This window comes from Lentibacillus juripiscarius (assembly GCF_042685205.1).
GTDB lineage: Bacteria > Bacillota > Bacilli > Bacillales > Amphibacillaceae > Lentibacillus > Lentibacillus juripiscarius.
The window spans coordinates 87,420-100,614 of record NZ_JBHUNA010000001.1; the positions used below are offsets into that span (position 1 = coordinate 87,420).

Below are 13,195 nucleotides of genomic sequence, written 5' to 3' on the forward strand. Positions count from 1 at the left end.
TCCCGACACTATTGCATACGTATCATCTTATCATTATTAACGTTCTGATAGCAACCAGTTACCGCTGTCTATTTGCTTAGGTTAAAAAACTTGGCTTTTACTCGGAAACCCTTATGCATTGGAGTGCAAGCTTTAGTAGCACTTACACTTCCTTAACTGCGAAAAAAGTCAAAGTCAAGAGAGCCCTGACTTTGACTTTTTCCATTTGTTTCAGTAGCTTATTACTTTTTATCTTCTTCGTCGTCAACTTCTTTATAATCAGCATCAACTACATCGTCATCAGAATTCTGGGCTTCACTTTCCTGACCCTCTGATGCTTGCTGTTCCTGCGCCATTTGCTCATACATTTTAACGGAAAGCTGCTGCACCTGTTCTTGCAGTGCATCTTTCTTCTCTCTGATCTGTTCAAGGTCATCAGAGTCTATGGCTTGCTGTAAAGCTTCTTTAGCTTCTTCAGCTTTTTGTTTTTCTTCTTCTGTTACATTGTCGCCCAGATCTTTAATCGTCTTGTCCGTCGTGAAAATCAGCTGGTCAGCTTCATTGCGCAAGTCTGCTTCTTCACGGCGTTTTTTATCCTCTTCAGCGTTTTCTTCAGCTTCTTTTACCATCTCTTCAACCTCTTCTTCAGACAAGCCTGAAGATGATTTAATGGTGATTGACTGTTCTTTGTTCGTGCCTTTATCTTTTGCACTTACGTTCACAATACCATTGGCGTCAATATCAAATGATACTTCAATCTGTGGAACGCCACGTGGTGCCGGTGGTATATCCGTCAATTGGAAACGGCCCAGTGTCTTGTTGTCGGCAGCCATTTCACGCTCACCCTGCAGAACATGAATGTCAACAGCTGTCTGATTATCAGCAGCAGTGGAGAACACTTGTGAATGGCTTGTCGGAATCGTTGTGTTCCGCTCAATCAGTTTTGTCGTAACACTGCCCATTGTTTCAATCCCCAGTGATAGTGGTGTTACGTCAAGCAGTACGACATCTTTTACATCGCCCTGTAGGACACCGCCCTGAATAGCTGCACCAAGTGCGACCACTTCATCTGGATTAACACCTTTTGACGGTTCTTTGCCGATGTTTTTCTTAATGGCTTCCTGAACCGCAGGAATTCGTGTCGAACCACCGACCAGAATAACCCTATCAATATCCTTCGCTGCCATGTCTGCGTCCTGAAGCGCTTTGCGAGTTGGTCCCATCGTGCGCTCGACAAGATCTGAAGAAAGTTCCTCAAACTTAGCACGCGTAAGATTCATTTCTAAGTGCAATGGACCATTTTCACCAGCAGTGATGAACGGTAATGAAATTTGCGTTTGGCTCACACCAGAAAGTTCTTTTTTGGCTTTTTCAGCAGCATCTTTCAGGCGCTGTTTAGCCATTTTATCCTGCCCGAGGTCAATTGCGTTTTCTTTTTTGAATTCCTGAACCATGTGATCGATAATGACTTCATCAAAGTCATCGCCGCCAAGACGGTTGTCGCCGGCAGTTGAGATAACTTCAAATGTGCCATCACCGATATCCAGGATGGAAACGTCAAATGTACCGCCGCCAAGGTCATAAACAAGAATTGTCTGATCCTGGTCATCCTTATCGATACCATATGCCAGTGACGCGGCGGTCGGTTCGTTGATAATACGTTCAACTTCCAGTCCGGCTATTTTACCTGCGTCTTTAGTAGCCTGACGTTCAGCATCATTAAAGTATGCAGGAACGGTGATTACTGCCTTGTCAACTGTGTCTCCAAGGTATTCTTCCGCATAAGACTTGATATGCTGCAGGATAATTGCTGAAACTTCCTGCGGTGTGTAGTCTTTGTCACCGATTGTTACTTTGTAATCGGTACCCATGTGACGTTTAATGGACTGAATGGTGTCAGGGTTTGTGATAGCCTGACGCTTGGCTACTTCACCCACCTGGCGTTCACCGTTTTTAAATGCTACAACAGATGGTGTTGTACGATTACCTTCCGGGGTTGGGATGACAACCGATTCGCCACCTTCCATCACTGCTACACAAGAGTTTGTTGTTCCTAAGTCAATTCCGATTATTTTGCCCATAATTAAATTCCTCCTTCACTGCTCATCCAACTGATTATTTATTTACTTTAACCATTGCTGGCCGGATAACACGGTCTTTCAGGTAGTAACCCTTTTGCAATTCTTCTATTACTGTTTCAGGTTCCGCTTCTTCATCTTCCTCTTGCATGACTGCATGGTGTATCGTTGGATCAAACGGTTTGCCAACCGTCTCAATTTCCTCTACACCATGATTTGCCAGGGCGTCTTTCAGCTGGCGGTACACCATAGTGATGCCTTCTGCAAAGTTTTTGGTTTCATCTGTGACTTCAACCTGCAATGCACGTTCAAAATTATCCATGACGGGCAATAACTCTTTGACAATGTCTTCTGCTTTATATTTGCGGTCAGCCTCTTTTTCCTTTTGGGTCCGCTTCTTATAATTGTCAAATTCTGCCTGGATACGGAGCACACGCTGATGCATTTCTTCTTTTTCCTGATTCGCCTTATCCAGTTCCGCCTGCAGCGGATCCGGATCTGACTCTTGTGCTTCTGTCTGATCATCCGCATCAATTACTTCGGTGATCGTTTCATCCTGTTCTTGTGACTCCTGCTGCTGTGCCTGATTCACATCATCTTGAACGGCTTTTTCTTCTTTTTGATCTGCCAATACTGCCACCTCCTGTATCAAATCGCCACGAAAGACTATATCATGTTTTTCGCTGTAAATAAATTAATAAACATAAAAGCGGATGGGAAGGCCCCATCAAGACGATAGATTTATCTTCCTATCCATCATTCATCATTTTTGTGCCACTTATACAAAACATCCGACATTTCATTTGATAATGCATTTAACAAAGCAATAACTTTTTTGTATTCCATCCTGGTTGGGCCAAGTAACGCAATAGTCCCCATCTGATCGTCGTTCAAATCGTATGTTGCCGATATCAGGCTGCATTCCTTAATGGCATCTGCCTCATTCTCATGCCCAATCCTTATCTTAATACCATTCCCATCACTTTTTAGCATGTCTGCCAATTCATCTTCTTTTTCGATCATGGAATAAAACGACCGAACTTTTTCAATATCATTAAATTCCGGCTGCATCAGTATGTTGGTCTTTCCACCAAAGTACAATTTGGCCGGATTTTCCGTGAAAAACACAGCCTTCAGATAATGAAACGACTTCTCAAAGTCCGTCACATACGAACCCATAAGATTAATTACCTCTGTACCCAGTTTCTCATGGAGCCTGAAAATGGGCACGCCGTATAGTCGATTGTTTAAAATATTAACCATTTTCTCTAAATCTGATGCATTAATTTCATCCGGGACCGTAAATGACCGGTGTTCAACATGACCAGTATTGGTAATCAATATGGCTACAGCAGTATGCGGTGATAATGACACAATCTGCAGCTGCTTTAATTTCGTTTCGAACACTTCCGGACCCAGGATAATCGATGTATAGTTTGTAATCTCGGACAGTATCTCGGCAGAACTCTGGACAATCTGTTCAAATTCGAACAGACCTTCCTGCATAACATTTTCGACTATTTTAATGTTGCTCATTGTTTCCTTAGGCGACACCAAATGATCGACATAATACCGATAACCTTTTTCAGATGGGATGCGGCCGGATGACGAATGGGTTTTTTCAAGAAATCCCATATCTTCCAAATCGGCCATTTCATTCCGTACGGTTGCCGGACTGTACGTGATATTCTCTTTCTTGGCAATAGAACGTGATCCTATCGGCTGTGCCGTTTCGATGAAATCATCAATAATTACTTGCAGAATCAGCAATTGTCTTTCCGTTAGCATGATGACCACCTCTGTTAGCACTCTTCGCTAACGAGTGCTAATGCTATTAATAAATTATCAGATCGGTAATTTGTTGTCAACGCACACGATTCAGATCATTTTCTTCCAACAAAAATCGCTCAAAAACCTCGTTCCCGAATAAAACACCCTGATCAGTCAGACGAATATTCTTTTCTTCATCAACTATCCAGCCTTTTTGTTTTAGCGTATGGATAACATTGCCATACAACTTCTCATAAGGAAACCCGAATTTTTTAATAAAACTCTCCCTGTTTATTCCATCCATTTTTCTGAGTCCCAAAAACATTTCCTCTTCAATCATTTCCCGTTCGCCTAATTCCTCTGTATGCAAAATTGGTCTGCCATTCTCCATCGCCTGCTTCACATACGCCGGAAGCGGCCGAATATTACCTGTGCGTACACCCGGAAGATACCCGTGCGCCCCTGCTCCAAAACCATAATAATGGTCATTATTCCAGTATGTCAGGTTGTGCTGGCTTTCAAAACCGGGCATGGCAAAATTGCTTATTTCATACTGATTCAGGCCATTGCTGCGCATCGTGTTTTTCAGCAGTTCATACATTCGTACTTCCTCTTCCTGTGGAGGTCTATGCAGTTTTCCTTTTTTATACCGCTGATAAAAGATCGTTTTCGGTTCAATTTGCAGCGCATATGCTGAATAATGCGGGAGCCCGAAAGCAATAGCCTCCTCCAAAGTGTGCTGGAAATGTTCTACCGTCTGGTTTGGCAGGGCATAAATAAGATCAAGACTGATATTATAAAAACCATTCCGCTGCAGCAGATCGACTGTTCGGTAAACATCCTTCACCTGATGAAGCCGCCCCAGCTGCTCCAGCATCGCATCATCGAACACTTGTACGCCAAGCGAAATCCTATTCACGCCAAAACTGTTGAGCAGTTTTATTTTTTCTTCATCAAAGTCACCAGGATTAGCTTCAATCGAGAATTCCAGGCAATTGTCAATATCAAACTTTGAATCGATCAGCTGCATAAGTGACTGCAGTTGGCCCATATTCAGAGCTGTCGGTGTGCCACCACCGATAAAAATTGTGTTCACCCGGTTTTTTTCACCGTCAATGGCTGTGTTTATTTCCTGTTTAAGTGCATCTATATAGTCATCCGCCGATTGTTCATTATAGAAAAACTTCGTAAAATCACAATAATGGCATATCTGCTGACAAAACGGGATATGGATGTAAACGGATTGTGCTTTCATTTTGTTCGCTCCTATACGAAGAAAAGGGATAACCCCTGCCACCCGGCAAAAGTTTTCCCCATCCTGCAAATTAGTTAATCATCATTCATTTCTAATACGGCCATGAAGGCCTCTTGCGGCACTTCAACAGACCCGACCATTTTCATTCGCTTTTTGCCTTCTTTTTGTTTTTCCAGCAGTTTTCGTTTTCGTGAAACGTCCCCACCATAGCATTTGGATAACACATTCTTTTTCATAGCTTTAATGGTTGACCGGGCAACAATCTTATTCCCGATTGCCGCCTGGACCGGCACTTCAAACTGCTGTCTTGGGATCAGATCCTTCAGTTTGTCAACAATATGCTTTCCCCGCTCGTATGCGAAGTCACGGTGTACAATGAACGACAGTGCGTCAATAGTGTCCCCATTCAGCAAAATATCCATCTTAACAAGGTTGGACGGGCGATACCCGATCAAATCATAGTCAAAAGAAGCATAACCTTTTGTTTGTGATTTCAGCTGATCAAAGAAATCATACACAATTTCAGATAGCGGAATGTGGTAGATAATATTGACGCGGACTTCATCGAGATACTCCATATTAACAAATTCGCCGCGTTTTTTCTGCGCAATCTCCATGACAGCCCCAACAAAGTCATTCGGCACCATAATCGTCGCTTTAACAAAAGGCTCGCGGACTTCGTTGATAATTTGCGGATCCGGCATTACGGACGGATTGTCAACTTCTACTGTCTCATCGTCTGTTTTCTCAACTTCATAAATAACTGATGGTGCTGTTGTAATCAGACTAATATTAAACTCCCGTTCGATCCGTTCCTGGATGATTTCCATATGCAGCAGTCCCAAAAAACCGCACCGGAAGCCAAAGCCCAGTGCCTGTGAACTCTCCGCTTCGTACTGTAGGGAAGAATCGTTCAGCTCCAGCCGTTCCAATGCTTCACGCAAATCGTTATACTGATTGGGATTAACTGGGAAAAGTCCACAGAAGACCATTGGGTTCAAACGTTTATAGCCCGGCAGTGGTTCTTCTGCCGGGTTTTTGGAAAGGGTAATTGTATCCCCGACACGGGTATCACTGACATTTTTGATGGATGCTGTCAAATAGCCGACATCGCCAACGGTCAGCTCATCCCTTGGCACCGGATTTGGTGCAAAAACACCAATTTCGTTAATTTCGAATTCCTTTCCATTCGCCATCAGCTTGATTTTGTCACCAACTTTGACGGAACCTTCCTTAACACAAATATAAGCTATCGCACCGCGGTATGGATCATACAGGGAATCAAATATAAGTGCTTTAAGCGGATCTTCAGGATTTCCGTATGGTGCTGGTATGTCTGAAACAATCCGTTCAAGAATTTCATCCACTCCGATATCATCTTTTGCCGAAGCTAGAATCACGTCATCTTTATCAATGCCAACCACGTCTTCCAGCTCCTGAGCTACCCGTTCAGTATCGGCATTTGGCAGATCAATTTTGTTAATAACCGGAATGATCTCCAGGTCATTATCAAGGGCAAGATAAACATTTGCCAGTGTCTGCGCCTCAATCCCCTGTGCAGCATCCACAACTAAAATAGCACCCTCACATGCGGCAAGACTCCTGGAAACTTCATATGTAAAATCCACATGCCCGGGTGTGTCAATCAAATGGAACAAATAATCCTCTTTTTGTTTATTCGTATAGTTTAGTCGTACTGCATTCAGTTTTATGGTAATTCCCCGTTCACGCTCAAGTTCCATCCCATCCAGGAATTGTTCTTTCATCTCTCGCTGCGTTAATGCCTTTGTCTTCTCCAGGATGCGATCCGCAAGTGTTGACTTGCCGTGATCGATATGCGCTATAATCGAAAAATTACGTACGTTTGCCTGCTTCCTCACCATAAATGATGTCCACTCCTACATGTCTTCTACCGAATAGTCTCCGGTAAAAGGCCAATTTTCAACGTTCGTGACTAGGATTGATTATAGCAATTGCACAGAAGACATTCAAGAATGAAAGCATGTCCGATATTCGAGCGATGTCAGAAAAACACCTGAGCTAGCTGATATGCCACACGTACAACCAGCTCATAAGCCCCCGTGACACCAGCTTCCAAAAAAGATGCAGCTTTCAGAATGAAATGGTTCGATGCTGCAGGTTCCGCTGCCGCTGCATCAGCCACTTGATCATTATTCTGTTCCTTCACTTTAGTTACTTTTATTTTTTCTTTGTCCGGGTCTTGTTCATCGCTTGATTCCGTTTGCTCAAAATCATCTTTCTTATTATTTGTCGTGTCAGCCTGGTGCCCATCACGGTCCATCCCTACAACCATACCTGTCAAAAAGAACAACGCCAGTAATAAAAGAACAACAAGGGAACGCACCATTCTTCCCTCCTTCATTTTTTATGCCTGTTATGGAATCTATGAATGATGCTTTTAAAATAGAACCAAATTCTTTTCAATCTATTCACCGTGATAGAGCTGACAGAACTGTTACCGTGTGTATGATGCAGAATTTTCCACTGTCACTCGATCATGCAGGGCGGCATTTAAACCTGTTGCAAGCAGTACAGCCATATCCTTCATAAACCCATCCACTTCTTTTGGTGTTACCATTAGATTGTATCCCAGCGGTGTAAGGACTTCTTTAATCAATGACTTTTTCTCTTCCTCTGATAAACTCCCTACCATTCCAAGAAATGATTTGCGCTTTTCTTCATCCGGCAGGTCCTCCTCAGACAAGTCCTTACCGCCAAATGATAATCCAGCAGGTGTCAACGATTTGGAAGGTTTGTCTTTCTCACGCCACTCTCTTCCTAAATGCTTTAACATGAAATCGATGGTATCACTTGTAATTGTCACTGCGTCAACGACTGTGGGACAACCTACGGCAAAGACCGGTACGCCCAGTGTATCTTCACTAAGCTCTTTGCGCTTATTGCCGACACCTGAACCAGGATGGATGCCAGCATCCGAAATTTGGATGGTTTCGTTGACTCGTTCAACAGACCTTGAGGCAAGCGCATCAATGGCGATGACAAAATCAGGCTGGAATTTTTCAACAATCCCGAAGATAATATTACTTGTCTCAATGCCCGTCACCCCCATCACTCCAGGTGTAACGGCCGCTACCGGACGATAGCCTTCTGAAACAGATTCATGCTCCAGTTCAAATAAGTGGCTTGTTACCAGCACTTTTTCGATAGACATTGGTCCTAACGCATCTGGCGTTACATTCCAGTTTCCAAGCCCCACAATCAATCCGGTACCATCTTCCGGAACCTTATTCTTATTCAGCAATTCTCCCAATTCCTTGCCAAAAACCTCAGCTGCTGCTTTTTGACTGGCTGTGTCCTGGTTCTTTACACCGTCAGCATAGATGGTGATATAGGAACCCTGTTTTTTACCAAGTCGTTCCTCTCCCTCCGCATCAATGTCAACATAGGTTATAGCAATGTCCCCTTCCTGCTTTTCTTTGACGGTTACGCCTTGCACATCATTTTTTTCCTCGTCTTCCTCTTTTTCAACAATCATATCTTTTGCTTCAACTGCAAGATCTGTCCGGACATCAAACTGTTTATCCTCGTCTCTCATTCCAATCCTCCCTTTCCGGTAAATGAGTCCATTCTATAGACTGTACGATTTCTGTCCAAAACATACAGAGCAGCGGGCAAAGCTATTGAAAAGGTCGTAAACGTCTGATACAATTACGTTTGCTGCACTAGATGAAGTAATATTCCAGTGACGTAATCCACTTATGGCAACGGAGGTGAAACAATTGGCTAACATCAAATCAGCAATTAAACGTGTCGGCGTGAACCAGAAGAAGCGCGTTGAGAATACAAACTTCAAAACGGAAATGCGCACACGGATCAAGGATTTGGAGAAATTAATTGAGGCGAAAGAGACAGATAAAGCAAAAGCTGCACTGCCTGTAACGTTCCAAAAAATCGACAAAGCCGTACAAAAAGGCGGCGTCCACAAAAATAACGGCAACCGGCAAAAGTCCCGCTTGGCCAAAATGGTCAATGAGCTGGGCGCTTAATGCAAACACATACAAAGAATTAAAAACGATCCCATTCAAGGATCGTTTTTTACGTTCGTTATCATGTCGCAGTGGCGATGTTTATGTCTACTGGACCAGCTCATGGAGCAGCAATTCGAAGGCAAGCCCTTTCTCCATACCGCCCCGCTTAATGGCGTGATCCGTCTCAGCCAATTTATCCATTATTTCCTGCAGACGGTCTGTTGTAAATTTCTTTTCCCGCTGCATGGCCATTTTAATAACATACGGATGCACCCCGACCTGCTTTCGCATCTGAGATTGGCTATATCCTTTCTTGTTCAGCAATTTCACACGCAAGATGGTGCGGAATTGGAAAGCGAGCAGTGCCACAAGACCAATTGGTTCTTCCTTCATTTTTTCGAGATCTTTATAAATGGAAATGGCTTTATGCAGATCCCGGTCAATCACTGCATCAACTAGACGTAACGATGAGCTATTTCCGGAGTGGGCAACCAGTTTTTCGGCAATTTCCCTGGTAACCGTGCCATTTTCCCCAACATATAGCTTGAGCTTGTACAGTTCGTTCCGCAGCTGATGCAAATTAGCGGTCAACTCAGATTCCAGCAACTCATAAACATCGTCCTGGATTGTTATCTTCATACTGCCGGCGAGATTGGTGATCCAGCTCCGCAGCTCATACTCCCGAATCGGATTGCATTCTGCGGCAACACCATTCTGTTTCAGAAGCTTTGTGACTTTTTTCCGTTCATCAATCTTTTCATACGGTGCTGTGAATATGATGATGGAATAGTCGACGGGCTGGCTAAGATAGCGGCTTAAGGTGTCAAGGTCATGATCAAACGGCAGCTTATCCGGTTTAGTTTTTAAAAAGCCCGGATTATTGGCGATGATTAATTTTTTTCCTCCGAACAGGGGATATGTTTCCGCATCTGTAATCACTTCCTGCACAGGTGTTTCCTCCAGGTCATATACAGACAAATGCTCACTTGGATCTGCATCATCAGGCAGTACGGCTTTTTTTATGTACGCTGTTATTTTCTGTATGAAATACGATTCTGTTCCATATAATAAATATACTGGTGCAATCTGTTTTTTCTTTACTTGCTGCAGCACGTCCATATACGTCATACGATTCACTCCATACTGTAATCGTAAAACGGATCCTGCTGAAAGGCAAGCATTTTAATTATATCCCGCCATGGGAATCAGATGGCGGGATAATCATGTGAAAATGGGGCAGGAGGGAACTGCAATGAATGAACTGAATTCCCTCCGCAATCTATATGAACGTTTAAACTTCAGCCCTAGGAACTGAATTTTAAACGGGGTTTGTTACTTATAGGTTTAACGTTTACGGCCAAAAGTATAGTTGTTAAGTCTTTCTAGTGATGGCAATTAATTTTTGTGACATTTGCGGTCAAAAGTGGATTTTTTTATGTATTTATTTTATACTGGTAACTGTATAGGAGGGGTAGATGTGAACGAATTTGAAAAGGACCCGCAATCAAAAAATAATGATGTAGTCGATTCCATTAAAGGCTTTAGCTTTTCGTTTATTTTCTTTGTCCTGATTTTTGCAATTGGTGTTTTATTCAACGTTGTAGGTTCGTGATTTGAATTGGATACCTATTCCTATCTCCGGAACGTACATTAGGAGATCATGACTTATTACAACGGGCTAACCCGTTCATCCGGAAAAAGAGACTGCTTACCCGCAGTCTCTTTTCTTATAACGTCAGAAATCATAAATTATGGATGACCTTATAAGAAATACTCCGGCACTTGCTATAAAACAAGGCTAGGCCCCCAGTCTTTCTAATGCCACTCATAGCCTATGGCAAATAGGTGGAAAATGTGCCTCTTCTTCCTCTGAAATGGTACTGTACTGCCCCCTGTTCATCTGTGCGAAAAACCATTACATCCTCTTCCGCCAGTGAACGGAGCACCTGCTCGTGGGGATGGCCGTACATGTTGTTCTCCCCCACGGAAATAAGCCCATAGGCAGGCTTAATCTTCTGAAGAAAAGCAGGATCTGACGACGTATCACTTCCATGATGAGCGACTTTGAGTACATCAGCATTTAACCCAGAGTAGTTGCTGATTATGTTTTTTTCTATACCGTCGTCGACATCACCAGTAAACAGCCATGTTTTCCCGCCAAATTCTGCATAAAGAACGAGTGAATTTTCGTTTGGTGTCCCATGATCGGTATTTGGCGACAGCACTTTGAATACCTGATCCCCGACCGTCAGAGCATCACCAGAACCCGCCCGGACAATTTCCGCACCAGCATCTGTTATTGTGTCGAACACAGATCTCCTGAATGTATAATATGGACTCACAATTACATGGTGAACCGGCAGATCTTCTGCTATGAATGGAAGGCTCCCCATATGATCCAAATCTCCATGTGAAATGAAAATAGCATCAATTTCATTAATCCCCTGTGACAGCAAATACGGTCTGATAATTTGTTTATAAACACCTTCAGATGGCTTGTCTGTGTCAAAACTCAGCTTTGCTCCTGCATCAATGAGAATAACACTTTCACGATAGGGAAGTTCCACAACAATCGCATCCCCCTGTCCAATATCAAGCATGGTCACTTTTCCGTCGGGGGATAAATATGGCCTGATGACAATCATAAATAGGAGCAGTACGAGACTGCATCCCCAGATGAAAGCCTCTTTCCGTCTTTCTGCTTCGACTTTCATCATGAATGTGACGAAAATAATGTAATACAAGGCAACACTTGCCAACGGAAACGCTCCGATGACGAGAGGTTCATGTGCCACTTGATCAATAAATTGAATGAATAGAATGAACAGGTTATGGATACGAACGAACAGGACTTCCAATAACGGAAGAAGGAAACCTGCAGCAGGAGCAAGGAGCAGGATAGCGAACATAAGTGGAATAACAAACAGTGTAAAGTAAGGAACGACGACCACATTGAATAGAATGGACAGGGGCTGAAATGTAAAAAAATACGTCACTTGAAGCGGGAGAATCATCATCTGGGAGATAAAGCTGATTTTCAGGATGGAGAAAAATGAGCTACTCGTCTGTAGAAGCCAGTCCTTTGACAAAAGCAGGCCAAACGTCACACAGAAGGATAATTGAAAGCCTACCTGATAAACGATATACCGATCAAGGCAAATCAGCACAATAAAAACAATGCTAAGCACATCCAGCGCACTGCATTTCCATTTCAGCTTTCCAGCGGCTATAAACAAAACAACCATTGCACTTGCCCGCCAGACAGATGGTTCACCGCCGGCAAGCAGCGCATAAACCGGCAAAAAAATCATTACAGACCATTGCGCCTTATGTTTCGTCACTCCAGCGTATTTAACGAGAAAAAGATAAATAAACCCGACGACCAGCCCAACGTGCAAACCGGAGATGGCCAGGAGATGGGTTAAATTCCAGCGCTGGAAAATCTGTTTAGTGTCATCACTAATCTGTGAATCATCTCCAAGCACAAGCGCATTCAGCCATGCCGCCGTCTGTGGACTTACTTTTTGGCGTACGTAATCGATCAAATCAGAACGCAGCTGATACAGATGCTGCATGGACGATGACCCAGTACACGTGGCAGCTTCAGGCGAATTAAGCACGATCTGATAATGTATTCCCTGTGAAGCCAGATAATGACGAAAATCAAACTGCCCCGGGTTTTTGCCGGGTTCAGGCAGCTCAGGGGTTCCATCAATCCGGCAGGAAGCACCGTGTTTCAAATGCAGACCTTCTCGCTTTTCCCCAAAATAAGTGACGAGAAAGTCAATGCCGGTAAGATCATCCGTCAAAGTGAATTCGATTTTTGCTTCGCTTTCATGCACGGGACTTGTTACCAGTCCCGTAATTGTCTGATTACCGTTGTAGGGAATATCTGGTGCGGGGGTTTCCAGACTGGGAAGGTAAAATAATGAAAAAAGTGTTGCGGCCAGGGAAACAATAATGGGCAGTTTCCCCAGCCTTTTGCGAACATATAACCAGGCTGTCCAGCAGAAGAATAGCCCAATCAGCCACCCTTGATTAAGCGTAATGGCCAGAAAGCTGGTTACCATGCCCAGGGCGGGGAGATGCCAATATCCGCGCAT

At 43.5% G+C, this 13,195-nt stretch carries 11 protein-coding genes; 2 read left to right on the forward strand and 9 right to left on the reverse strand.

Annotated elements, in window-relative coordinates; translation table 11 throughout:
- Nucleotides 1-221: 221 nt before the first annotated feature.
- The 7 genes from dnaK to gpr form a co-directional block, all read right to left on the reverse strand.
- Complete coding sequence (gene dnaK, locus ACFSUO_RS00515) at nucleotides 222-2,060, reverse strand: molecular chaperone DnaK (RefSeq protein ID WP_382389971.1); 1,839 nt, start codon at nucleotides 2,058-2,060, stop codon at nucleotides 222-224.
- Nucleotides 2,061-2,094: 34 nt separating this feature from the next.
- Entirely contained in the window at nucleotides 2,095-2,688 is a 594-nt protein-coding gene (grpE, locus tag ACFSUO_RS00520; protein ID WP_382389973.1) for a nucleotide exchange factor GrpE, read from the reverse strand.
- Nucleotides 2,689-2,813: 125 nt separating this feature from the next.
- Nucleotides 2,814-3,845, reverse strand: coding sequence for a heat-inducible transcriptional repressor HrcA (gene hrcA / locus ACFSUO_RS00525; RefSeq protein ID WP_382389975.1), 1,032 nt, complete (start codon nucleotides 3,843-3,845; stop codon nucleotides 2,814-2,816).
- 76 nt (nucleotides 3,846-3,921) lie between these two features.
- Nucleotides 3,922-5,082 (reverse strand): radical SAM family heme chaperone HemW, encoded by a 1,161-nt coding sequence (gene hemW, locus ACFSUO_RS00530; protein ID WP_382389977.1) that lies wholly within the window; start codon nucleotides 5,080-5,082, stop codon nucleotides 3,922-3,924.
- Between the two features lie 74 nt (nucleotides 5,083-5,156).
- The gene (gene lepA, locus ACFSUO_RS00535) at nucleotides 5,157-6,965 is read right to left on the reverse strand and encodes a translation elongation factor 4 (RefSeq protein WP_382389979.1); all 1,809 of its coding nucleotides are present in this window, start codon (nucleotides 6,963-6,965) and stop codon (nucleotides 5,157-5,159) included.
- 140 nt (nucleotides 6,966-7,105) lie between these two features.
- Nucleotides 7,106-7,447 (reverse strand): hypothetical protein, encoded by a 342-nt coding sequence (locus ACFSUO_RS00540; protein ID WP_382389981.1) that lies wholly within the window; start codon nucleotides 7,445-7,447, stop codon nucleotides 7,106-7,108.
- A gap of 111 nt (nucleotides 7,448-7,558) precedes the next feature.
- Nucleotides 7,559-8,659: a GPR endopeptidase gene (gene gpr / locus ACFSUO_RS00545; protein ID WP_382389983.1), complete on the reverse strand. Its 1,101-nt coding sequence runs from the start codon at nucleotides 8,657-8,659 to the stop codon at nucleotides 7,559-7,561.
- Nucleotides 8,660-8,843: 184 nt separating this feature from the next.
- Here gpr and rpsT point away from each other — a divergent pair, with 184 nt between their 5' ends.
- Nucleotides 8,844-9,110: a 30S ribosomal protein S20 gene (gene rpsT / locus ACFSUO_RS00550; RefSeq protein ID WP_382389985.1), complete on the forward strand. Its 267-nt coding sequence runs from the start codon at nucleotides 8,844-8,846 to the stop codon at nucleotides 9,108-9,110.
- A gap of 87 nt (nucleotides 9,111-9,197) precedes the next feature.
- On the opposite strand, the gene holA is transcribed toward rpsT, so the two are convergent.
- Nucleotides 9,198-10,220 (reverse strand): DNA polymerase III subunit delta, encoded by a 1,023-nt coding sequence (holA, locus tag ACFSUO_RS00555; protein WP_382389987.1) that lies wholly within the window; start codon nucleotides 10,218-10,220, stop codon nucleotides 9,198-9,200.
- A gap of 349 nt (nucleotides 10,221-10,569) precedes the next feature.
- Between holA and ACFSUO_RS00560 the strand changes: the two genes are divergently transcribed.
- Nucleotides 10,570-10,704, forward strand: coding sequence for a YqzM family protein (locus ACFSUO_RS00560; protein WP_382389989.1), 135 nt, complete (start codon nucleotides 10,570-10,572; stop codon nucleotides 10,702-10,704).
- 220 nt (nucleotides 10,705-10,924) lie between these two features.
- On the opposite strand, the gene ACFSUO_RS00565 is transcribed toward ACFSUO_RS00560, so the two are convergent.
- Nucleotides 10,925-13,195, reverse strand: coding sequence for a DNA internalization-related competence protein ComEC/Rec2 (locus ACFSUO_RS00565; RefSeq protein ID WP_382389991.1), 2,271 nt, complete (start codon nucleotides 13,193-13,195; stop codon nucleotides 10,925-10,927).